The 24,854-nt window shown below is 41.8% G+C and carries 12 protein-coding genes and 1 tRNA gene; 10 read left to right on the forward strand and 3 right to left on the reverse strand.

Annotation, left to right across the window (positions count from 1 at the left end; all coding sequences use genetic code 11):
* Window positions 1–234 precede the first annotated feature (234 nt).
* Window positions 235–2,661 (reverse strand): YfhO family protein, encoded by a 2,427-nt coding sequence (locus tag DBR32_RS13475; protein WP_158605998.1) that lies wholly within the window; start codon window positions 2,659–2,661, stop codon window positions 235–237.
* A 225-nt stretch (window positions 2,662–2,886) separates the two neighbouring features.
* On the opposite strand from DBR32_RS13475, the gene DBR32_RS13480 reads away from it, so the two are divergent.
* From DBR32_RS13480 to DBR32_RS13520, 9 genes are all read left to right on the forward strand, one after another.
* Window positions 2,887–3,195, forward strand: a complete 309-nt coding sequence (locus tag DBR32_RS13480) for a hypothetical protein (RefSeq protein WP_124636885.1) — start codon at window positions 2,887–2,889, stop codon at window positions 3,193–3,195.
* Window positions 3,196–3,370: 175 nt separating this feature from the next.
* The gene (locus tag DBR32_RS13485) at window positions 3,371–8,020 is read left to right on the forward strand and encodes a GEVED domain-containing protein (RefSeq protein WP_124636887.1); all 4,650 of its coding nucleotides are present in this window, start codon (window positions 3,371–3,373) and stop codon (window positions 8,018–8,020) included.
* A 224-nt stretch (window positions 8,021–8,244) separates the two neighbouring features.
* On the forward strand, window positions 8,245–13,014 hold the full coding sequence (locus DBR32_RS13490) for a GEVED domain-containing protein (protein ID WP_124636888.1): 4,770 nt from the start codon (window positions 8,245–8,247) through the stop codon (window positions 13,012–13,014).
* A gap of 271 nt (window positions 13,015–13,285) precedes the next feature.
* The gene (locus DBR32_RS13495) at window positions 13,286–16,696 is read left to right on the forward strand and encodes a GEVED domain-containing protein (protein ID WP_124636889.1); all 3,411 of its coding nucleotides are present in this window, start codon (window positions 13,286–13,288) and stop codon (window positions 16,694–16,696) included.
* A gap of 25 nt (window positions 16,697–16,721) precedes the next feature.
* A complete protein-coding gene (gene mutY, locus DBR32_RS13500) occupies window positions 16,722–17,822 on the forward strand; it encodes an A/G-specific adenine glycosylase (protein WP_233559742.1) in 1,101 nt (366 codons plus the stop codon).
* A gap of 48 nt (window positions 17,823–17,870) precedes the next feature.
* Window positions 17,871–18,305, forward strand: coding sequence for a single-stranded DNA-binding protein (locus DBR32_RS13505; RefSeq protein WP_124636891.1), 435 nt, complete (start codon window positions 17,871–17,873; stop codon window positions 18,303–18,305).
* 98 nt (window positions 18,306–18,403) lie between these two features.
* Entirely contained in the window at window positions 18,404–19,705 is a 1,302-nt protein-coding gene (gene gldE, locus DBR32_RS13510) for a gliding motility-associated protein GldE (protein ID WP_124636893.1), read from the forward strand.
* A 162-nt stretch (window positions 19,706–19,867) separates the two neighbouring features.
* Window positions 19,868–21,262 carry a hypothetical protein gene (locus tag DBR32_RS13515; protein WP_124636894.1) on the forward strand — a complete coding sequence of 465 codons (1,395 nt, stop codon included), beginning with the start codon at window positions 19,868–19,870 and terminating at the stop codon, window positions 21,260–21,262.
* Between the two features lie 113 nt (window positions 21,263–21,375).
* Window positions 21,376–21,449, forward strand: a tRNA-Arg gene (locus DBR32_RS13520).
* 699 nt (window positions 21,450–22,148) lie between these two features.
* Here DBR32_RS13520 and DBR32_RS13525 read toward each other — a convergent pair.
* On the reverse strand, window positions 22,149–22,532 hold the full coding sequence (locus tag DBR32_RS13525; protein ID WP_124636896.1) for a hypothetical protein: 384 nt from the start codon (window positions 22,530–22,532) through the stop codon (window positions 22,149–22,151).
* A gap of 281 nt (window positions 22,533–22,813) precedes the next feature.
* On the opposite strand from DBR32_RS13525, the gene DBR32_RS13530 reads away from it, so the two are divergent.
* Window positions 22,814–23,182, forward strand: coding sequence for a hypothetical protein (locus DBR32_RS13530; RefSeq protein WP_124636898.1), 369 nt, complete (start codon window positions 22,814–22,816; stop codon window positions 23,180–23,182).
* Between the two features lie 130 nt (window positions 23,183–23,312).
* On the opposite strand, the gene DBR32_RS13535 is transcribed toward DBR32_RS13530, so the two are convergent.
* Complete coding sequence (locus DBR32_RS13535; protein ID WP_124636899.1) at window positions 23,313–24,515, reverse strand: T9SS type A sorting domain-containing protein; 1,203 nt, start codon at window positions 24,513–24,515, stop codon at window positions 23,313–23,315.
* Window positions 24,516–24,854: the final 339 nt, after the last annotated feature.

Genomic DNA, 24,854 nt, shown 5'->3' on the forward strand with positions numbered 1-24,854 from the left:
ATAAATTGTATATATAATATAAAAATTTGATCAAATTTAATATAAAATATTTAAATAATTAACTTGTAAAATAAATTTAATTATTATTATCTACATAAATAAAGAAAATTGAAATATAGAAATAGTTGAATTATATTGTTAGGCGATCGATAATCATTCAAAACAGGCTCAGTTGACGATATAAAAATAGGGCTACANNTGTAGCCCTATTTTTATATCGTTGTTGCTTATTTTTTAGCGCAACTCATCAGCCTCTTCGGCCTGCTTCACTTCTCCTTTTTTATTTTGTATAAAAAGGATAACTAAAGTCCCCACGATTAATAGCGTCAGCAATATACTGCCGATAGTATTTATCTGCTCTCCTGCCTTGATCACAGGGTCATTGTATTTGAAATCTATTTTATGCTTTCCGGCAGGTACTTTTATACCCCTTAATACATAGTTGACACAGTAAATAGGTGTTTCTTTTCCATCTATATATGCTTTCCAGTTTTCAGGATAATAAATCTCTGAAAAAACAGCGAATCCATCATTATTATTATTGGATTCATAGTGTAGTTCCGGCAAGTCATATTGGGTCATAACAATACGCGATGTGCTGTCTTTTACAAAAGCATCCTTGCCAATAGCGGTACGGTTATTATCCCTGATAATCGCCGTTTCGGCGGGTTTAAATGCTTGCTGGGCGCTATCCTGCTTAGGGTCGTTAATGGCCGGGGCATTCATGCTCAGCACGGTTTCATCTGCCGTTTTTGTATACTTGATATTGGAAATAAACCAAGCATTTCCTAAGGCTTTCGGATTAGGGATTGCTTGTGCTTCACCCTGTTTTTGACCAGCTGTAATAATATACTTTGTGTTGAGCATATCCAGTACCGCACCATTTAATTTGCTGATTTGCGTCTCTATCAGGTCCTGATAAATCTGCAATTTTGCGGGATGGTATCCACCAATTGTTTTATGGAAATAAGAAGGTTTGGCATCGTTAAAGGTATTCACAGAAAGGTCCAATACCCGATAATTTGGATCTTTATCCTTCAATATTTCAAGGTCTACAGGGCGAGGTGTAAAGTATTCCTGCTCCAGAGTGGTGGCATCGATGTAGGTATCATCTGTTAAATAACGATGACTTACACTCCACAAATCTATAATACAGGCTAAACCTAATGCCACGATAGCAATTTCTTTTTTGACCATCTCTTTTGCAAAAGCCCATAAAGCCGCCGCCGCTACAAGGATGAATGCCAGGCTTCTCAAGCCGTCTTTTAAGGCCATAGATTGCCTGTCGTCGCGTAAGGCTTTTAATAAGGTATTGGCATGCTCTCCATAGCTTTGTGCCATTTGTGCATCTCCCGCCCCCTTAAAGTCCATTAAAAATTGGCTGTATAGTATAACGGCTAGGGTAATACCTCCTGTAATAAAAACTGCTTTCTTCAGTTTTGCCAAAAGGACTTCTTTAGTATATTGTCCACTCATAAAGTAGTACAAACCCCAGAAGCCAAGCATTGGAAATATAATACTGGTCAGCGCCAATGCCATAGTTGGCGTCCTGAATTTATTATAGAATGGAAGGTGGTCAAACAAGAAATAGTTCAATAATTCAAAGTTCTTACCCCAAGACAGCATGGCAAATAGGAGTCCGGCGCCCGTAAGCCACCATTTTAAAGGGCTTTTGATCACCAATAGAGAAAGTACAAATAAGAAACAGACAATAGCACCAAAATAAATCGGGCCTGATAAGAAGGGTTGCGGCCCCCAATAAGTCGGGGCACGAGCCGTCATTTGCTCTACCTGGTATTCCGGTACGCCAATGCTGGTTAAGGCCTCTCCAAATTTAGAATCCGGTCCTATATTCTCGCCAGACTGGCCCCCATACAGGTTGGGAATAAGCATACAGAAGGTCTCCCCAATACCATTACTCCATTGGAAAGCGTATTCTTTGGAAAGCCCGCCATTTGTTTGTTCTGCATGTTGCGTTTTGTTGATTGTCAATTCGCTGGTACCGCCCCTGGTGGAGTTTTTACTGTAGCCTACCGTTCCTCTTAAACCGGAAAAGCTGGGTAGCGCGGCAATGATAGAAGTGATAAGGATAATCACAGTACCTTTTACATATTGGTTTATGGTTCCTTTTTTAATCGCAATAACTAAAAAAGCAATACATATGGCGGCAAAGAGTATTGCAGAATAATATATGATTTGAACATGCCATGCCGCAATCATAAAAGACAGGAACACTGCAGTCATCAATGCACCGAGTGCATAGCGCCTTCTGTATACCTGGAGTATGCCTGCAATAACGCCCGGAACAAAGATCAGGTCGATGAGTTTGGTCATATGACCGGCAGCGATGATGATGGCATTATAAGAGGTGAAGGCAAAGGCAATAGCACCAATAGTACTAATGAGCGTATTTACTTTCAGTGTTTTTAAAAGAACGAAAAAACTAAGCATGGCAATGAAAAAATAAACCATGGGGTTTATACTTCCGTTAGCGGGTTGCATCTGTAGTTTTCCGGATAGGCTACCGAACCAATTTGAATTGGAGGGTTGGTAATACATGATGGTTGGTAAGCCACTGAACATACTGTTGGACCAGTTAGCAGCCCTTCCTGTACTATCGTAATAGGTCATGGCTTCTTTTGACATATAGTTCCAACTCATCGTATCATGAGGTGCGATACGGTTACCCTTTAGTACGGGAGCGCAAAAAAGCGCACTTATGACTAGAAAAACTAATATGGCAAAAATATTCGGTAGGAACCTTTTTATTCCGTTAGCTGTTTGCATGGATGAAAATAAAATTTAGGATAAGCAACAAAAATAGAAAGTTTATTTAATTTTTGTATTAATTCGTGTTTTAATCATCTTAAGAAGTGTAACAATTATATGGATAGGATCTCAAAACTTAAAGAATTCTTGAAGACATCTCCACAAGATTCCTTTTTAATACATGCTTTGGCATTAGAATATGTAAAAATTTCTGATCTGGTGGCCGCCGAAGAATGTTTTACTTTAAACCTGGAAAAAAATCCGGAATATGTTGCTACCTATTATCATTTAGGAAAATTGTATGAAAATGCGGGAAAAGAAGCAGCCGCCATCAAAATTTATGAATTGGGAATTATTTTTTCTAAACAAATCAATGATAATCATTCATTTGGGGAATTGAGAGCCGCTTTAGATAATTTATTGTAGCAAATAAGTCCAACTTTTAACTTTTCTCGTATGTCTATATATTACGCTGTGTTTTGTAAACGTACAGGTAAGGTGTGTGAATGAGTGCCTTTTTAGCTGCCTTCCGCTTATCGAAATATGGCTATTTCGTGAAGAAAAGTAAACAACAAATAGTTATACAATTAAAATTTAAAGTATGAATCGTAGATTTACAATTAGTAGGCAGGCTTATCTCATAAGCTTCTTACTGATGCTCTTTAATGGCATCGCGCAGAAAACGTGGGCACAAACTTATTGTACCCCACCGTACACATTGGGTTGTGCGGCCGATTTTATTCAATCATTTTCTACAACGGGTGGCAGTACCAACATTTCTAACTTAAACTCGGGGGCATCGACGGGTACCGGTTGTGTGAGCAACCAGACTGCGATGGTACACACAACCTCTGTGGGGAATACGATTAACTTTTCTATCCTTAATTGCCCCGGTTGGAGTGAAGGATACAAAATTTTTGTGGATTGGAATGAAGACGGCGATTTCGTGGATCCGGGAGAGTTGGTTTACAATCCTACCGCTACCTTAGCCGGCGGTGGTACCGCGGCAGGTTCCTTTGTGGTTCCTGTAGGTACTACAGCGGGTAATAAGCGCATGAGGGTAAGATGTGTATTTAGTTCTGTCAATTTTGATGCCTGTAATTCTCAGAGCTTCGGAGAGGCAGAAGATTATACCATTACGGTTATTCCATTGACGCCTTGTACCAATCCGCCTAGTCCGGGTACTATTGCGACAAGTGTTCCGGATTCAATATGTCCTAACATCACTTTTTCTCTTGCTACAACAGGAAACTCTTTTGGTTCCGGTTTGGTTTATCAATGGGAGCAATCACCTACCGGTGTTGCCGGTTCATGGGTAAATATTGCCGGTGCGACTACCATTAACTACGCCGTTGCTGCGGGTATTACAACCAATACTTATTACAGATTGAAATCTATTTGTAGTGGCGGAACGCCGGTATTCAGTAATGAAAAAATGGTGGCGGTTAAGAGTTTTATAAACTGTTATTGTAATCCTACATATACCAGTGGTTGTACCAATGGTGGTACCATTAACAGCTTCTCTACTTCGGGTGCTATTGCGAATGTGAGTAACCTGAACACAGGTTGTGCCACAGGAGCTTTGGGCTATTCTAACTATAGTTCAATGGTAATCACTGCAGCACAGACCTTTGCATTTAATTTTAATGTGGCGATTTCTTCTTTTGCTTCCGGCGTCAAGATTTGGGCAGACTGGAATCACGATGGTGTATTTGATCCCGTGACAGAATTATGCGCGCAGTCGGCAACTACCATACCTGTTGGAACTTCCTTTACCGGAACAATTACACCACCAGCTACTGCATTGACGGGTAATACACGTATCCGTGTGAGAGCGGTAGAAGGTACAACGACGTTTACGCCTTGTTCCAGCCAGTCTTTTGGGGAGACCGAAGATTATACTATTAATTTAGTAGTGCCACCGGCATGTACTACGGTTACCTTCCCTTCTAATGTACACGCGATCGCGAATCCGAGAGCGCTATGTGTATCCGGCAATGTTGCTTTAACTATTGACTCCCTGATGCCACAAGCAACAGGTATTACTTATCAATGGCAAAGTGCTCCGGGCGGGGCGGGTCCATGGACCAATGTAGGTACCGCAACAACAACTTCTCCTACAACGATTACAGGATTAACGACGACCACTTATTACAGGATGCAGGTATTATGTAGCGGTAATGTGGTTGTGACCTCTTCTACCGATACCGTTACGGTTACAAATCCGGGTACGGTTACTGCCGTTAACGGACAAAGATGCGGACCGGGCCAGGTAACCCTTGGTGCAACGCCCTCTGTCGGATCAAGCCAGGTATCATGGTATACCGCTGCAACCGGCGGCACTGCAATTGGTACGGGTACACCGTTCAACACGCCTTATATTACCAATACAACTACTTTCTATGCTACTGCGGGAGCAGGAGCGACAACCTATAATACCGGAAAACTGACGCCAACTTCTACGACCGGTAATAGCGGTTTCAGTGATGTAGGTTTAATGTTTAATGCACTTACGTCCTTTACCTTACAAAGTGTAGATGTTTATCCGATGAGTGCGACTTCCACTACCGGTACCATAACCATTGCTTTGAAAAATGCTGCTGGCGTTACTTTACAGTCTACGACAGCTAATGTTACGGTAAGTGTAGCCGGTGCTTTAAATACGGTACCCTTAAACTTTACAGTACCAACCGGTACGGGATACCGACTGGTGGTAACTGCCGCTACGGGTATGTCTAATTTACTGAGAGAATCCGTAACAGGCTTTACCTTCCCCTATACCGTTCCGGGTGTGAGTTCTATTACCTCTGCTTATACAGGTGGTTCTTCGACTACTTTCTATTACTATTTTTACAAATGGGTGATTAAGGTAGGTTGTGAATCTCCTCGTGTACCGGTTGTGGCTACGGTCAATGCTGGTCCTGCGGTAACAAAAGCGGCACCACCGGTAGTGTGTAATAATGCCATAGCCACTTTGTCTATGACACCACCGGCAACGGCTAACCCTTATGTTCCTTATGTATGGTATCCTACTACTGATTTGTATACGAATGCCGCTGCAACTATCCCTTATACAGGTGGTACTGCAAATACGGTATATATGAAATCAAGCGTAGCCGGTCAGCATACTTATTATGCTATTGGCGGCGATACGACAGCAACCTCAACTTCTTGTTCCAGAGCAGATACCTTTAATGTATGGGTACAACCCGGTAATGTTACCATTAAAGCGGTGCCTGATACCATCTGTATCAGCGGGCAATCTATCTTGTCGCTGATGCCGGCTACAGATTATTATACCGGTAGCATTCAATGGCAGGAATCTTTAGATGGTGGCGTTACATACAGTAACCTGGCAGGTGCCACAAACGTTACCTATACAACCGCGACGCTCACTGCAAACAGAACGTACCGTGCCAACATTACGGCTAATGGTGCTACTTGTTCACAACCAACGAAATTGATTGTTGTGGCTAACCCTACCTTTATTTCTAAAAGAGATAGCTTCAATTGCGGACCGGGTCAGGTAACCCTGCAAGCAACTACAGGTGGTAACAGTAACCCAAGATGGTACGAAAATCCTACCGGTGGTAGTCCGATTGGCGGTGGTTCGGTATGGCAGACACCATTCTTAACACAAACAGATACCTTCTATGTAGTCGCCGGAACAGGTTCTACCGTATCTTCCGTAAATATCGGTTCAGGTACAACAGTAAGTACGGGTGCCGTAACGCCTTATTATAGTGCATGGGGTGGTTACAGACACCAATACTTGATTACCGCTGCAGAGCTTACTGCTGCCGGAGCAACCATTGGAGCTACCATTAACTCATTGGCTTTCGATGTCGTGAGCAATGGTACTACTTATAATGGTTTTGCGGTAAGCATGGGCCAGACAACAGCCACAGCCTTAACAACAGCTACCTGGTTGCCGGTAACTCAGGTAAAAGCACCACTAAACTGGACAACTACTGCCGGATACAATACGTATAATTTTGATGTTCCGTTCACATGGGATGGTACTTCCAATATCGTGGTACAAACCTGTTGGAGTAACAATAACACTTCTAATACCGTGAGTACAGTTAGATACCATACCACACCATTCGTATCGGCACACTACAATAACCAGGATAACGTGACCCCTGCAGTAAAATGTAGCAACACTACTGCCGGTTCTACAATCTCTCAAAGACCTAATATGAGATTGGGTATAAAACCATGCGAATCTTCACCACGTCAAATGGTGATTGCGACAATCAATCCGTTACCGGCTCCAAATTTGGGTGCAGATATCGACACTTGTATTAATCAAGGTAATACCATCACATTAAATCCGGGTACGATTCCAAACACACCTACTTATGTGTGGGACGATGCGAGTACAAATGCCACAAGAGGCATTACCCAAACAGGTACGTATAATGTAGCGGTAACAAACATCTTTGGTTGTGTGGGTAGAGATACAATTAATGTAAACATGAAATGGAACCCTGTTGTAGACCTGGCCTCAGGTGGTGTTAATTTATGCCTGGGTGGTACAAAAGTGTTAGATGCAGGTAATGGCGGTTTAAGTGGCGGCAACTACTACTGGAATACAGGTGCCACGAGCAGAACGATTACGATTAGTAATGTAGGTACTTATATCGCTTATGTGACCAGTAACCAAGGTTGTTTAACCACAGATACGGTTACGATTACTTCAAATGGTAGTGTTCCCACCATAGATGCGATTATTACCCAACCTTTATCAGCAAGCAGCTTTAAATTCTCTACACTGAATCCGCAAAACGTAACTAGCTTTATTTGGGATTTCGGAGATGGCTCAGCACCGGTTACCATACTGTCTTCTGCCTCTTCAATAGGCTTGACGACACATGTATTCCCTGCAGGAGGCAATTACAAAGTGAAACTGAAAACATTCAGTATTTGCGGCGACATCGTAGATAGTACCATGATCTCGATCATCGGTTTGGGTGCTAAAGACATCGATAAAGATGCTAAGCTGGTTCAGGTATATCCTAACCCTAATAACGGTAACATTCTGTATGTAGAAGCCGTAGGCGATGTTAAGATCAAGGATATGGTGGTTTACAATGCACTTGGACAGGAAGTGCTGACTATCAATAAATTTGACAACACAAGCAAACATAAAGTGACTTTACCGGAATACCTTGCTTCAGGTGTTTATAACCTGCGCATCAATACGAGTAAAGGCTTAACGACCAGAAAGCTGGAAATTGTGAAATAATTTATTTTTAAATTGAATAAAAAGTGGTGGCTATCAATAAGATAGCCACCACTTTTTGTGTCAGCAAGGTGGTTAAAGCCTTTATGTATAGCATTTTAATTCATATTTAATTGATATAGAATTAATTTTAAAGAAATTTCTGTCGATTATGAGGGATTTGAGAATTATTTTTTTTACATTCGTATGATAGAAATAAACAACATATAAATCTTAAATTTAAAACCATGAGTCAAAAATTTACATTTTGGAGGCGAGGCTATCTGTCTGGTCTCATACTTATGCTCTTTGCGGGGCTCTCGCCCAGGGCGATGGCGCAGACCTATTGTACGCCTGCCTACACCTACGGTTGTAGTAATGGAGGTACAATTGGGAGCTTCTATACTACAGGGGCGACGACGAATGTCTCTAACCTTGCTACCGGTTGTGCCAGCGGTGCTGCCGGCTATAGCAATTATACAACGCAGACTATTTCTGCGACTCAAGGATTTCCTTTTACGGTGAATGTAAATATCACTGCTTACGGTTCCGGAGTAAAGATCTGGGGTGACTGGAACCAAAACGGTACATTTGAAGCAAGTGAATTGTGCGCTGAATCTGCGGCAACTATCGCTTCAGGAGGTACTTACACTGCATCGGTAACGGTGCCGGCAACTGCGTTGACGGGCAATACCCGCTTCAGAGTAAGAGCGGTAGAAGGTTCTACTACTTTTGATGCCTGTGCCAGCAATTATTATGGAGAAACAGAAGATTATACAATCAACGTTACTGCACCTGTTGCTTGTGTGAATCCGCCAAACCCGGGAACAGTAGCAACCAGTGTGCCGGATTCTATTTGTCCAAACCTTTCTTTTCCTTTAGCGACTACGGGTACCACTTTTGGGGTAACCGGGATGACGTATCAATGGGAGACATCACCTACAGGTGTTGCCGGTTCATGGGTTAATCTTACAGGAGCCACTACCGTGAATTACACTGTTGCAACAGGGATTACCGTTAATACTTATTACAGATTGAAATCTGTTTGTAGTGGTGGTACACCTGTATACAGTAATGCAAAAATGGTTGCGGTAAAAAACTGGCTTAACTGTTTCTGTACCCCTACTTATACCTATGGTTGTAGTAATGGTGGTACGATTAACAGCTTTTCAACAACAGGAGCTATTACGAATGTGAGTAATTTAAATACAGGTTGTGCGAGTGGTGCAGCCGGTTATTCCAACTATACTTCTATGGCCATTACGGCTGCACAAACATTTGCATTCAATTTTAGTGTCGGTATTTCGGCATATAGTTCGGGTGTAAAAATTTGGGCAGACTGGAATCATGATGGTGTTTTTGATCCCGTAACAGAATTATGTGCGGCGTCAACAAGTACCATCGCTACAGGCGCTTTCTTTACCGGAACAATTATTCCACCTGCTACGGCATTAAATGGTAACACTAGACTTCGGGTAAGAGCTGTTGAAGGATCTACTACTTTTGATCCATGTTCTATCTACAGCTACGGAGAGACAGAAGATTATTTACTGAATATCATTATCCCGCCTGCATGTAGTACGGTTACTTTCCCGTCCAATGTGCATGCTTTGGCAACCCCACGTAAACTATGTGTATCAGGTAACGTTTCTTTAGCCATAGATTCTACCATGCCACAAGCAACAGGTATTACCTATCAATGGCAAAGTGCTCCGACCGGAACCGGTCCATGGACGAATGTAGGTACAGCAACAACAACTTCTCCTACAACGATTACAGGATTAGCGACTACGACTTATTACAGAATGCAAGTATTATGTAATGGTAACCCTGCGGTAACTTCTTCTACAGATACGGTAACCGTAACCAATCCGGGAACAGTTACAGGTGTTCCGGGTAGCCGTTGTGGTCCGGGCCAAGTGGCACTTGCTGCAACACCGTCCAACAGTGCCTCTCTGATAAGATGGTATACTGCGGCAACAGGTGGCGCGCCTATCGGAACAGGACAAAACTTCAATACACCATATATTCCGGCTACTACTACTTTCTATGCTTCTGCAGGATCTGCTGGTGTGCCGACTTTATCCAGTGTAGGTGCGGGAGCCTTAACCCCTTCCTATGATTATGTAACGATATTTGCCGGTGGTTATGGCGGGTACAAGCATCAGTTTATCATCACTCAGGCAGAAATGATTGCTGCTGGTATTATGCCGGGCAACTCAATCAGTTCGATTTCTGTAGATAATTTAAACGGTGCATTTACCTATAATGGCTTTGAGATGAAAGTGGGTACAACCACAGCAACTACCTCAACCAATACATTTGTCGCTACAGGTATGACAACTGTTTTCCCTTCTGCTAACTATACTACTGTTGTTGGTGTGAATACCTTCAACTTTAATACACCATACACTTATTCGGGAGGTTCTTTAGTAATCCAGACTTGTTGGAGTAATGGTGGTTACAGCACAACTTATTCTAATCTGGCTTATGATAATACGAGTTATGCGTCTACTACGGTAGCACCAATGGATAACTCTACGCCAGCTACTCTATGTGCGCTCACAACCTCTACCTACTTCTCTAGCCCGATGAACAAAAGACCTAAGTTTACCTTTAATTTTGACGGGTCTTGTCAATCTCCTCGTGTAGCGGTTTTGGCTACAATCAACGCTGGTCCTGCAGTAACAAAAGCAGCACCACCGGTAGTATGTAATAATGCCATAGCCACATTGTCTATGACACCACCGGCAACCGCCAACCCTTATGTTCCTTATGTATGGTATCCTACTACTGATCTGTATACCAATGCCACTGCAACCATCCCTTATACAGGTGGTACTGCAAATACAGTATATATGAAATCGACAACAGCGGGTCTGCATACTTATTATGCTATTGGCGGCGATACGACAGCAACTTCAACTTCTTGTTCTAGAGCAGATACCTTTAAAGTGTGGGTACAACCAGGTAACCAATTCATTACAGGTTTCCCTGATACAATCTGTGCCAGTGGTTCTACTGTATTGACTTTAAATCCTAGTGTTAGTGCTGATTACTATACGGGTAGCATTCAATGGCAGGAATCTTTAGATGGCGGTGTTACGTACAGCAATCTAACCGGCGCAACAAATGTTACTTATACAACGGTAAGCTTAACTGCAAACAGAACATACCGTGCAAATGTTACTGCTAATGGTGCGACTTGTACACAAGCGACAAAATTAGTAGTAGTGGCCAATCCTACCTTTATTTCTAAAAGAGATAGCTCCAATTGTGGACCAGGTCAGGTAACCTTAAAAGCAACAACAGGTGGTAACAGTACCCCAAGATGGTATGAAAATCCTACCGGTGGTAGCCCGATTGGTGGTGGTTCAGTATGGCAGACGCCATTCTTAACACAAACAGATACATTCTATGTAGTGGGTAGTGGTGGATTAACACCTGCCAATATCAATGTAGGTACTGGTACAACTACGAGTTCTGGTGCCGTAACGCCATACTATGGTAGCTGGGGTGGTTATAAACACCAATTCCTGATTACTGCAGCGGAGCTTACTGCAGCAGGTGCAGCAGGCGGATCTTCTATCACTTCATTGGCTTTCGATGTTGTAAGTGGTGGTGCTACCTATAACGGTTTTGCCGTAAGCATGGGACAAACAGCCGCCGCCGCATTAGTAACGAGTAGCTGGGTACCGGTAACTCAGGTGAAAGCACCTGCAAACTGGACTACTACTACCGGTTATAATACGTATAACTTTGATGCTCCGTTTGTATGGGATGGTACTTCTAATATTGTAGTACAAACCTGTTGGAGCAACAATAATGGTTCAAATACCGTAAGTACCGTTAGATACAACACAACTTCTTATGTGTCGACACACTATAATTATGCAGACTATTATACGCCTGCAGATATTTGTAGCTATACTGCTACCGGTGCTACGATTTCTCAAAGACCAAACATCAGATTTGGTATCTTAAAACCATGTGAATCTTCACCACGTCAAATGGTGATTGCAACAATCAATCCGTTACCGGCTCCGCATTTAGGTGCAGATGTTGATACCTGTATTGCTCAGGGTAGCGTGATGACTTTGAACCCGGGTACAATTCCAAATACGCCTACGTTTGTGTGGGATGATGCAAGTACAAGTGCTACAAGAGGCATTACCCAAACAGGTACTTATAATGTAGCGGTAACCAATAGCTTTGGTTGTGTGGGTAGAGATACAATCAATGTAAATATGAAATGGACCCCTGTTGTTGACCTTGCCTCTGGTGGTATCAACTTCTGTCTGGGTGGTACTAAAGTACTAGATGCAGGTAATGGCGGCTTAAACGGTGGTAACTACTACTGGAATACGGGTGCGACCAGCAGAACTATTTCTATCTCAAATCCAGGTACGTTCATCGCTTACGTAACCAGCAGCCAAGGTTGTTTAACTATTGATACTGTTACCATCACTTCAAGCGGATATATGCCAACGGTAGATGCAATTGTAACGCAGCCGCTGTCTGCGACCAGCTTTAAATTCTCTACTTTGAATCCACAAAACGTAACTAGTTTTGTATGGGATTTCGGAGATGGTTCAGCACCCGTTACGGTACAGGCTACAGCTTCTACTGTGGGTCTAACCTCACATGTATTCCCTGCAGGAGGTAACTACCACGTGAAACTGAAAACGTTCAGTACTTGTGGCGACATTGTAGATAGTACTACAATCTCAATCATAGGTTTAGGTGCTAAAGACATCGATAAAGATGCTAAATTAGTACAAGTATATCCTAACCCTAATAACGGTAATATTCTGTATGTAGAAGCCGTGGGCGATGTTAAAATCAAGGATATGGTGGTTTACAATGCACTTGGACAGGAAGTGTTAACCATCAAGAAATTTGACAGCGCAAATAAACATAAAGTGACTTTACCGGAATACCTTGCTTCAGGTGTATATAACCTGCGCATCAATACGAGTAAAGGTTTGACGACCAGGAAACTGGAAATCGTAAAATAGCATTTTGACTACCCGGCTCCGGATTGATTTGTATCCGGGTAATCAATAAAATGCACTCATTATTTAAAAAGAGAATGGCCGCCCGTAAAACGGGTGGCCATTCTCTTTTTAAATAATTATTATATAGCCATTTATATATTAATACAATACATAGATGTTAAATGTATTTCATAAATGTTAATTCTTATACAATTGTGTGAAATTTTGTTAAATTCGTTATCTGAAAGAAACCCAATAATCTGAAAAAAACCAAATTAAATCCCTGAAAATCATGAGACAAATAGCCTTTCTGAAAAGGAGCATATATTATATGTGTCTTTCCTTTTTACTACTCTGTGGTATATCACAAAAGGTACAGGCGCAGACCTATTGTACCCCTACTTATGATTATGGTTGTGATGATGATTATATTCAATCATTCTCTACAACCGGAGGAACCACAAATATTACTAACCTGAATTCCGGCTCATCAGCTAGTTCAGCTTGTCTGAGTAATCAAACAAGTATGGTACACACTGATTTTGCAGGTGGTATCGTTAACTTTACAATTGAGAATAATCCCGGTTATGATGAAGGCTATAAAATCTTTGTCGACTGGAATGCGGATGGTGATTTCCTTGATCCGGGAGAGATTGTGTACGATCCCACATCCACGCTCGCGGGCGGAGCGAGTATTTCCGGCACCTTCACAATTCCCCTGGGTACATTACCGGGAGATAAGCGGATGCGGCTTCGTTGTGTATATGATGAAACATTCTTCGATGCCTGTGATTTACAAGGCTTTGGAGAGGCGGAAGATTATACCCTAATGGTGGCTTCTTCGACACCATGTGTTAATCCGCCAAGCCCGGGCACAATTGCAGCCGTTGTTCCTGATTCTATTTGTCCAAATGTTGCTTTTACCTTAGGAACAACAGGGAACTCATACGGTATAGGCCTGTCCTACCAATGGGAGCAATCCGCAACAGGTGCTGCCGGTTCCTGGACCAATGTACCCGGCGCGGCTTCTATCAATTATACCCTTACCGGAGGCATTACTACAGCAGCTTATTATAGATTAAAGTCTGTTTGTAGTGGTGGTACACCCGTGTATAGCAATACTAAGCAAGTAACGATCAAGAGCTTTATAAACTGTTATTGTACGCCTTCTTATGTTTATGGTTGTGACTTTGATAGTTATATAGATGCCTTTTCTACAAGTGGGGCGACAGTTGACATCGCTAATATTGGTACTGGTTGTACACCGGCGCCAAGTTATGCAGATTATACCTCCATGACATTGACAACTGCACAGTCTTTCCCTTTCAACTTTACGGTGGCTGTAGAAAACTATGATGCCGGAGTGAAGATTTGGGCAGACTGGAATCATGATGGTATTTTTGACCCCGTTACAGAATTATGCGCCGAATCGGTCAATACGATTCCGGCCGGAGGAACTTTTACCGGAACGATTATGACACCTGCTACAGCCCTATTGGGCAATACCCGTTTAAGAATCAGGGTAGAAGAGGGCTCTACGTTTTTTGATCCCTGCAGTACTTTGTATTATGGAGAAGCAGAAGACTATTCAGTTAATGTTATCACTCCACCATCTTGTGCAACGGTTACTTTTCCAACGACAGTATTAGCTAATGCAAATCCCAGAAACCTGTGTGTTTCCGGCAATGTTGATTTGTCCATAAGTTCCCTGATGCCACAGGCAGCAGGTATTACCTATCAATGGCAAAGTTCCCCTACAGGTGCAGCGCCATGGACGAACGTAGGTACGGCCAGCGCCACATCGGGTAATATGATTACCGGTTTATCAGCTACAACTTATTACCGCTTGCAAATCCTCTGTAGTGGTACTCCTGTCGTAACGACGAGTATCGATACCGTTACTGTTAATAATCCGGGAACACTTACCGGTACCGGTGGTGCCCGTTGCGGACCGGGACCTGTGTCCTTATCAGCAACTCCGGCTACAGCCGGAGGTACAATCAGGTGGTATGAAAATGCTGCTGGTGGTGTCGCTCTTGGTATGGGACAAAATTTTAGCACGCCGTCTATTACCAGTACCACAACTTTTTATGCCAGCTCCGGAACACCACCATTACCCGCGACCACAAGCGTGGGACTAGGTGCGCTGACCGCAGCTTCTTATGATTATGTCACGATTTTTGCCGGTGGATACGGTGGATATAAACACCAATTCTTAATTACTGAAGCTGAAATGACCGCTGCAGGTATCCCACCGGGAAGTATTATCAATTCTATTGCGGTACAGAATATGGCCGGAACTAATACTTATGACGGGTTTGAAGTGAAAGTAGGTACGACAACAGCTACTGTAACCACCAATACCTTTATCAATAGTGGGCTCGCTACGGTATATCCTTCCGCAAACTATACAACGGTTGTCGGGGTAAATACCATCAATTTCAATAGCCCCTATGCTTATCCGGGCGGAAGTTTTGTGATCCAAACCTGTTGGAGTAATGGGGGCTTCGGTACGGACCCTTCTTTACTGGCCTATGATAATACTTCTTACAATGCTACGACAGTAGCGCCAAAAGATAATTCGACCCCTTCAGATATATGTGCACAAGGATTTTCCAACTATTTTGATAGTCCGATGAGCAGAAGACCGAAGTTTATATTTAATTACGCCGGTTCCTGCGAAAGCGGAAGGATTCCTGTAGTGGCCACCGTACACGATAATCCTGCCCCTTATTTAGGTGCAGACTTAGATACCTGTATCCATCAGGGAAATGCAGTAATACTCAATCCGGGAGCCATACCGCATAATCCGACGTATCAATGGGATGATGCTTCCAGCAACAACACCAGAGGCGTTACGATGCCGGGTACCTATTATGTAGCGGCAAGAGATACTTTTGGTTGTGAAGGAAAAGATACCATTAACATAGAGATGAGATGGAATCCTGAAGTAGACCTGTCTGCCAGCGGGCTGACAATCTGTTTGGGTGGTACAAAAGTACTGGATGCCGGTTCCGGCGGCGAAAATGGCGGTAGTTATTACTGGAATACCGGTGCTACAAACCGTAGAATTACGATCCATAACCCCGGTACCTATATTACTTATGTGACCAGCGATGAAGGTTGTATGACCAGCGATACCATATCCATCATAGCCCAGGGGGCAATGCCTGAGATTGATGGTATTGCGACACAACCGATAACGGCCAGTAGTTTTAACTTCAGCACGATAAATCCGCAAAATGTAACCAGTTTTGTATGGGATTTCGGAGATGGCTCTGCACCGGTAACGATAGCGCCTTTAACTTCTGCTCTTGGCCAGATCTCACATGTGTTCCCCGCAGGTGGTAACTATGAGGTGAAACTGAGAATATACAGTATTTGTGGCGATGTGCTCGACAGTACAATGATCTCTATTGTTGGTTTAGGTGCTAAAGACGTCGATAAGGATGCTACATTAGTACAGGTATATCCTAACCCTAATAATGGAAGCATTCTGTATGTTGAAGCTGTCGGCGATGTTAAGATCAAGGATATGGTAGTCTATAATGCACTGGGTCAGGAAGTATTGACCATCCGTAAATTTGACAGTGCACACAAACATAAAGTGACTTTGCCGGATTATCTTGCTTCGGGTGTGTATAGCCTCCGCATCAATACCAGCAAAGGATTAACCACCAGAAAACTGGAAATCGTAAAATAGACTTTAGTTAAATAAAAAATAGATAATGGCTACCTCAGCGGTAGCCATTATTTTTGCCCAAAAGAAAGGCATATTATATATGGCGGTATCCGTTTTTGCACAATCATTATTACAGTGGCATTCCGAAAGTAATAGCAGAATATTGCCTTGGAAAGAAGAAAAAGATCCTTATAAAATTTGGCTTTCTGAAATCATATTGCAACAGACAAGGGCAGAGCAGGGCTTACCTTATTATGTAAAATTCATCTCAAAATATCCTACTGTTTTTGATCTGGCTGCAGCTCCCGAAGGAGAAGTATTCAAGCTATGGCAAGGGCTGGGCTATTATGCCAGGTGTCGTAATCTATTATTTACTGCAAGAGCGATTGTTGCGCAATGGCAAGGAGTTTTCCCACAAACCTATACCGAACTATTAACGTTAAAAGGGGTAGGGGAATATACCGCTGCGGCCATTGCCTCTTTTGCTTATGATTTACCGCATCCTGTAATTGATGGTAATGTGTACCGGGTATTATCCCGCTATTTTGCAGAACCCACGCCAATCAATACGCCGGAAGGAAAGAAGGTTTTTACGGCATTGGCCAATAAAGTTTTTGATGCGCAACATCCGGCAGCATACAATCAGGCCATTATGGATTTAGGCGCTGTTGTTTGTAAACCCAAGCAAGCCTTATGTAATCTTTGCTATTTATCAGACCATTGCAAAGCATTTAATACCGATCAGGTAGACCAATACCCACTGAAGTTGCAAAAAATAAAGGTGAAAGAAAGATTCTTTTCCTATTATGTATTCCTGCATAAAGACCAGGTATATATCCAACAGCGAACACATAAGGATGTCTGGCAGGATCTTTATGAATTCTGGTTAAGCGAAGGCCCTGCTCCGGCTGCCCTTAGTAGCCTCCTGGCAGATGAGCAATTTGTTTTGGAATACCGGCAAAATATCTTTCACTATAAACAAAGACTAACACACCAACTCATCCGCAGCGATTTTTCGCTCGTCCGCTTGAAACGCATCCCAGCCTTGCTTAAAGGGCCCGGAATCTGGATCAATAAAAGCGAAATACATGATTACTCCTTTCCCAAAACAATAGTTTCGTTTTTGGAAGAAATACCTTATTTTTAATTATTAAATTAGAAAAAGCCATATTTTTAACAGTAAAATTTATATTGTATGAGAGGCGTAAATAAGGTAGTACTCATAGGGAATTTAGGTAAGGATCCGGATTTACAATACATTGAGGGTGATATTCCCGTTGCAAAATTTCCTTTGGCCACTACAGAGATGAGAAAAGAGAAGAATGGAAATGTTGTTTCAGAAACAGAATGGCATACAATTGTTTTATGGCGTGGTTTAGCAGAATTGGCAGGCAAGTATTTACACAAAGGTAGTCTTGTATATATAGAGGGTAGATTGAGAACAAGAAGTTGGGAAGATAAAGACAAAAACAAAAGATTTCAAACGGAGATTATTGCGGAGAACCTGGTCATGCTTGATAAACGAAAAGATAGCGATGCATCGCCCTCTGTGAGCAAGAGCGATCCGATAGATAATAGCTACCTCAATACCAATAATGATCCAGAATTAGATGATATCTTACCCTTTTAACCGGTAATTTCGTTGAATTTTAATAATAGTACGGAAATAATCAAAACAGTATTGTTTTGGTTATTTTTGCAATAGGGCGTTTCTTTTTAGAATATTATATGCTTATACTTTTACAAGCTGCATTGGCAGCATCACCTACTGTAATTACGACGCTGTGTATCTTAGTACTGGCTATTTTGTTTCTGGCTTCTATCGCTGCGGGAGCAGAGGTGGGATTTTTTAGCCTTAAATTAAAAGATATCAACTACCTGAAAACGAAAGAAGATCAGAATTCAAGAATGATCATCACCCTTTTAGAAGATCCGGAACTTTTGCTGTCTACATTAAGAATTTCCAAAATCAGCCTTGCCATTCTTATTATTTTATTGACCAATTATATTGCCCATTTATGTTTACCGAAGGAGGTGCATTCTCTCGTCCTGATCGGTATTGTATTATTTGTGTCTATGCTGTTGTTGTTGCTCTTTGTCGAAGTGCTGCCCAAAGTGTATTCCAGGCAACATAATATGCGGATGGCCGGGTTTTCTGCGCCCATTGTCAATATCCTGTTTCTGACCTTTAAGGGAATAGGGCAGGTATTGGTCGATTCTAATGAATATAAAGATCAGAAACGTAATCGTAAACTGGAGGAGATCGATAACCTGAAAGAGCTGGAAGATGCTATAGAGGCTAGTTTAGGACATGCCGCTTCAAAAGAGGAGGTTGATATTTTTAAAGGCGTATTAAAGTTCGGGAATATCAGCGTAAAACAAATCATGCAGCCAAGACTCGATGTGGTAGCCATTAGAGAAAGCTGGAACATTAGCAAAGTGCGGGAAAAGTTACTTGATGCGGGCTATTCACGCTTGCCGGTGTACCGCAATAATATAGATGAAGTTGTGGGCATGGTATTTACCAAAGATTTTCTCCCCTATATCGGTCTGGACAATTTTGACTGGCATACTCTGATACGACCGGCGTATTATGTACATCAGCATAAGCTGATTGATGATTTGCTGAACAATTTCAGAGAGCACAGGGTACATTTCGCGATTGTGGTAGATGAGTTTGGTGGTACCGCAGGTATCATCACTCTGGAAGATATTATGGAAGAAATCGTTGGTGATATTAAAGATGAATTTGATGAAGAAGAGCATAATTTCAAGAAGATAAATGACACCGCTTACATCTTTGAGGGGCGCATGCTCATCAATGATATGTGTCGTATCATGGGCATACCTTTAAGTACGTTTACCGATATCAGGGGCGAGAGTGATTCTATTGCCGGTTTGGTATTGGAAATAGCCGGTAAGTTCCCGACGATTAATGAGCAAATCAGTTATAACAACTATGACTTTACCATTTTGGCCGTCGATAAGCTCCGGATCGAAAAGGTAAAGGTAGAATACAATATAGATTAATATAAAAAAAGGTTCGTATCACGAACCTTTTTTTATGCCCTCAAATCGCGTAATAATTCCGTAATAGTGTGGTAATACAATGGTAATCCTTGTATAACAATTTGATTATATGGGCGGGGTACTTTTGCCTCAAAGTTCAAAAAAATCAAATTCAAAATTATTATGAAAAAGGGTTTATTACTCGCTACACTTGCCGGTTCATTATTCGCTACAACTTCATTGACTTCTTGTAAGGATAAGAACACTGGAGGTACTACACCTACAGAAAACAATGTATTGAAAAAAGACATCACTGCTAACATGACCTTAAAATCAGGAACAAAATATACCCTGGAAGGTTTTGTATACGTAATGGATGGTGTTACCTTGACGATCGAGCCGGGTGCGATTATTGTTGGTGATAAACAAACTAAAGGTACTTTGATCATTGCCCGCGGTGCAAAGATCATGGCTCAGGGTACTAAAGAAAAACCTATCGTATTTACTTCAGAAGAAGCTCCTGGATCTCGCCGTGAAGGTGATTGGGGTGGTTTAGTGATTTTAGGTAAAGCGCCGATCAATCCAAGTGGTGGAACTGCCCGTATTGAAGGTGGTATTACCCCTACCGTTGCCGGTCAGGATGCAAAATATAACGAATATGGTGGTACTGTAGTAAACGATAATTCTGGTATACTGAAATATGTAAGAATTGAGTTTGCCGGTATTGCATTCTCTCCCGATAATGAAATTAATGGTTTAACCTTAGGTGGTGTTGGTAATGGTACAACGATCAGTTATGTACAAGTATACCGTTCCGGTGATGATGCCTTCGAATGGTTTGGTGGTACGGTTAACTGTGATCACTTAGTAGCTACTTATTCTTGGGATGATGATTTTGATACGGATTTCGGTTTTTCGGGACAAGTACAATTTGGCTTGGCACACCGTGCAAAAAATATCGCAGATGTAAGCGGTTCAAATGGTTTTGAGTCTGATAACGATGGTAATGGTTCTACACAAACACCACAAACCAAAGCGATCTTCTCTAACATGACAATCGTAGGACCTGGTAAAGGAACTTCTTTAAGCGGTATCAATGCCAACTTCCAGAATGGTGCGCAAATCCGTCGTAACTCTTCTATGTCTTTGGTAAACTCTATTATCTTAGGTTTCCCGGTAGGTGTTTATATCGACGATACAAAAGGTACAGCAACTTCTCTTAATGCTACAGCAGGTACTTTAATGTTCAAAAACAACATTATCGCAGGTTGTACTACTCCTAAGAAAGCTTCTACTGCATCATTTGATATCAACACATGGTTTGATAACAACAACAATGTAACTTATCCTAATGGTGATACCGTTATGTTGACAGATGCGTACAAATATTCTGCAGCAGTATCAGCTACAGTAGGTGTACCTAGCTTCTTATTGAAAAGCGGATCTATGGCGGCAACAGGTGCTAGCTTCTCAGGTCTTACCGGATTCCAGCAAGTGGCTTATAAAGGCGCATTTGATGGTACAAACGATTGGACTACAGGTTGGACTAACTGGGCAGCAGAAACAACACAATACTAATCTATATCATATCAATAAAAATTTGGCCGGCTCAAAAAGCCGGTCAAATTTTTTTAAAAAATATTTTGTCAGCAAAAATAAAATACCTATTTTTGCATTCCAATTAAGGGAATGGCCTTGTGGCGCAACTGAATAGCGCATCTGATTACGGCTCAGAAGGTTTTAGGTTTGAATCCTAACAAGGTCACGAAGAGAGATAGCAATTATGCTGTCTCTCTTTATTTTTGCACCTTTTCGCCGATTGCCTTGCCCTAGTAAGCCCTGAGAAGCCCCTTATATTTGGGATAATATTCGGAGGAAATTTGGGAAATATTCAATGTTCAAATTATATTTATTGAGCATCCGCTTTTAGGAAACAAAGACTTTCTTTATTGTTTGGGTTTCTATTTATTTCGATTGCTACCTTTTGCCTTGATGCAAAAGGTACCGCCAAAAAATCAAGGCTATATAAATCCTTGGCTAAAAATCAATGTGTCGGTCGGTCGCCAACCAAACTCGCTGCGCTCAGACAATGGTTTGCGCCTTTATCGACCGAGCCAATGATTTTCTTAACGCCGGATTTATAAGGCCGGTCTTAAGCGATCTGTACAGAACAGATCGCTTATTGTTTTCGTCACAGCGAGAGCAATTCTGTATTGGCCTTGCGATTTTGAGCCCTGCATGTTCCCCTAAAGCTCAAAAATCAATGTACGAAACGCAACAAAAAGGTGACTAAAAGCAGATAGTCAATTTATATTTATCCTTTTAAAGCATAAGCCTATTCCGGCATTACTGCAATGGCTGTTGGTCAAACCGGTCGATCCCTACTTGTAGTGCATCAAGATTAAATTGTTATACCAAAGTAAAGAGCCGCAAAATTTGCGGCTCTTTTTAAGAAAGAATAATCTTAGTTTATAATCAAGGTGATATCGCTGGTATTGGTAGGCTGATCCCACCATGCACTGATCATACTATTGTAACCGCAATACGGCACCGGAGCTCCGGTCATAGTACTATTGGTATATGGCGTCCATATATTGGTCAATAACAGCCCGTCATGAGCTGCGCCGCCGCTAGCCATCGTTTGATAAGTTATACGGGCGCTATTAATTATTTCTCCCGGCATTGAACTGAAACTGGGCGAGGTGTTGCCGCTAACCGTTACCCATCCCACCGCATTTACATAAATAATATAGCTGCAGGCATGCGGATTAATAATGGTTATCGAATTGGCCTTTACCAGGGTAGCGGATAGGACTATCGCACTTGCAATCAAAATGAATTTTTTCATTAAATAATATTTTAGAAGATAATTAATACACTAATATGAGATATTATTTAAAGTTATGTACAATGCACTTTGCAATCGTTCCTGTTTTGCGTCCTTAATCTGTTTATTTTGTAAAAAGAAGGAATCATTTTGTTATTTTAAAATTGATTTTTTTAAATGCTTATGATGGGTATATGACATTATTATTTGAGCATTTCGAACTAAAATCTCTTTCAAGTCGTGACTGAATTGGGATTATTTTTTCATATATTTGGGTATTATTAATCTTTAAAATAGTCATTATGAAAAAAGTATTATTAGCCGTTGTCGCTCTTATGGGAACTTATGGCATTACCGAAGCGGCGAATATCTTAACCGTAAATAATTTGACCGGTTGTACGTACACTTTAGGCTTAGATGGAGGAGGATTAGTGACAGCCGGACCTGGCGTTACAATATTTAATTCCAATCCTAATGCAAACATTACCATAGCAAAAGTAGCCTACTGGCCGGGCGCAACAATTATTGCCGAAACGGCTGTTGGCCTCGGCTTTCCTTATGGCAATACAATGGGTCAGCCTACGCCACCATGCCTGACCTCATCTACTTATTTTACCGCCAGTTGGGCACAGGCTTCTGCAAGTGCCAATGCAACATTGGTTATATTTTAATATCCATAAATTAGCAATTCAAAAGCCCCGTATCACTACGGGGCTTTTGAATTTTATTTCGAGGCATAAGCACTGGAAGAAGAATAATTCTTTAAGGTCAATTGTCTTCGTGCGTGCCTGTATGGCTATCTTAATTCTTGATAAATTTAAGTAAACTAACCTGGCCTTCAGCGGTTGAAAGTGCCGCCACATAAAGACCCGGAGTAATAGCTTGTATGTTCAGTACAGGCAACTGGTTGCTCATCTCGGCACTTAATACCCGTTTGCCGGACAGGTCGAAAATATCGATATGAGCTGTGCCGGAAAGACCCGCAACCGAGAGCTTATCTGCTGCCGGATTGGGGTATAAAGATATGGTAGCGGAATTGGTAAAGGACAGGCTTTTGATGGGGCTATAAGTATACGTGCCTTCAATATCTGTTTGTTTAAAGCGATAATAGTTTATACCAGACAAAGGATGGCCATCTGTAAAACGATAATCCAATAGGGTACTGCTGTTCCCATTATCGGCTTGTGATGCAACAAAGTCAACAGGATACCAGTCTTTCGCATTGGTACTGCGTTCGATTTCGAAACCTTTATTATGCTGTTCCGATGCGGTTGACCATGTCAGGATCGCCTTGCCGGCCTCTTGACTTACCTCAAAATGGAGCAGAGAGACGGGCAGAGCACTTTGCTGTACCTCCAACAAAATATCATCTAATCCCAGATCATTACCATCTGTAGTAGTATTGCTATTATAGATGGATAGGGTATGGCTTGTTGCGGTCGCTACAAAAGTATAGGTCATTTTGGCCCAACTTGTGCTGAGGGTGGGTACACTTGCCACAGAGCTGCCATTAAGGTGAATACTTAAAGTAGGCGCATTGGTTCCGGAATTTCCGGATTGCAATAAAAAGCCATAGCGGAACGAATATCGGTATGTTTTGCCAATGGTTAAACCGGTATAGGTTTTGCTAAAGACATTACCTGCCGGAGCAGTAGCCGCATACTGATTGTCTGTCCAGTACATCAAAAAACGGCCGCCGGCTGCATTTAAGGGAGCTTGCGTTGCACCGAGATTGGTGTTGCTTACTTCCCAACTACCATTGATCAGACCATTTCTGGGTCCGGTTGGGGGTGATACTGCATTATCATAATAGGCAATGCCGTTAGTGGCATAATCCGACTCATAGGTCAGGTTGTTGAAGTCGATAAGATTGACGGTTGTCCAGGATTGTGCTTGTGCATTAAGACCCATAATCAATATAGCTGTTATGGATAATAAGCCTTTTCTTAATAGACTATTCATTTGTGCCAGAAATGCCAGGGGGGTAAAAGAAATCTGTCTCATTTTGGTTGTGTTTATAATATTTACATTTTTAGGGAACAAAATTTAATAGTATGCTTCTGAACAAGCATACATAACTTAACACCACCATGCCCAACAGGTAGGGCTTGGAAGTCTATTTTCGTTATCTTAAAATAACAAGGAATTGAAAAGGGGCAATTCGGTATAAGGTAGATTTCTGACGTAAAAGTATTAAGAATGGAAGGGTAGCTATGTCAACGTTTAGCGAATAACTATGTATTAACAGATTGGTTTATATGTACTTGTGGAATGGGCAAAGCGAGTAACACCCTTGTGAAACGTTATATGCGCATACCTGGTGTATCCGGAAAAGAGGGAAGG

This window comes from Taibaiella sp. KBW10 (assembly GCF_003852495.1).
Taxonomy (GTDB): Bacteria; Bacteroidota; Bacteroidia; order Chitinophagales; family Chitinophagaceae; genus Edaphocola.

Coding starts and splice junctions, on each gene's coding strand:
- DBR32_RS13480 (WP_124636885.1), top strand. CDS start 2,887: ATGGATAGGATCTCAAAACTTAAAGAATTCTTGAAGACATCTCCACAA.
- DBR32_RS13475 (WP_158605998.1), bottom strand. CDS start 2,661: ATGAGTTGGAACTATATGTCAAAAGAAGCCATGACCTATTACGATAGT.
- DBR32_RS13495 (WP_124636889.1), top strand. CDS start 13,286: ATGAGACAAATAGCCTTTCTGAAAAGGAGCATATATTATATGTGTCTT.
- DBR32_RS13515 (WP_124636894.1), top strand. CDS start 19,868: ATGAAAAAGGGTTTATTACTCGCTACACTTGCCGGTTCATTATTCGCT.
- gldE (WP_124636893.1), top strand. CDS start 18,404: ATGCTTATACTTTTACAAGCTGCATTGGCAGCATCACCTACTGTAATT.
- DBR32_RS13490 (WP_124636888.1), top strand. CDS start 8,245: ATGAGTCAAAAATTTACATTTTGGAGGCGAGGCTATCTGTCTGGTCTC.
- DBR32_RS13485 (WP_124636887.1), top strand. CDS start 3,371: ATGAATCGTAGATTTACAATTAGTAGGCAGGCTTATCTCATAAGCTTC.
- DBR32_RS13505 (WP_124636891.1), top strand. CDS start 17,871: ATGAGAGGCGTAAATAAGGTAGTACTCATAGGGAATTTAGGTAAGGAT.
- DBR32_RS13535 (WP_124636899.1), bottom strand. CDS start 24,515: ATGAGACAGATTTCTTTTACCCCCCTGGCATTTCTGGCACAAATGAAT.
- mutY (WP_233559742.1), top strand. CDS start 16,722: ATGGCTACCTCAGCGGTAGCCATTATTTTTGCCCAAAAGAAAGGCATA.
- DBR32_RS13530 (WP_124636898.1), top strand. CDS start 22,814: ATGAAAAAAGTATTATTAGCCGTTGTCGCTCTTATGGGAACTTATGGC.
- DBR32_RS13525 (WP_124636896.1), bottom strand. CDS start 22,532: ATGAAAAAATTCATTTTGATTGCAAGTGCGATAGTCCTATCCGCTACC.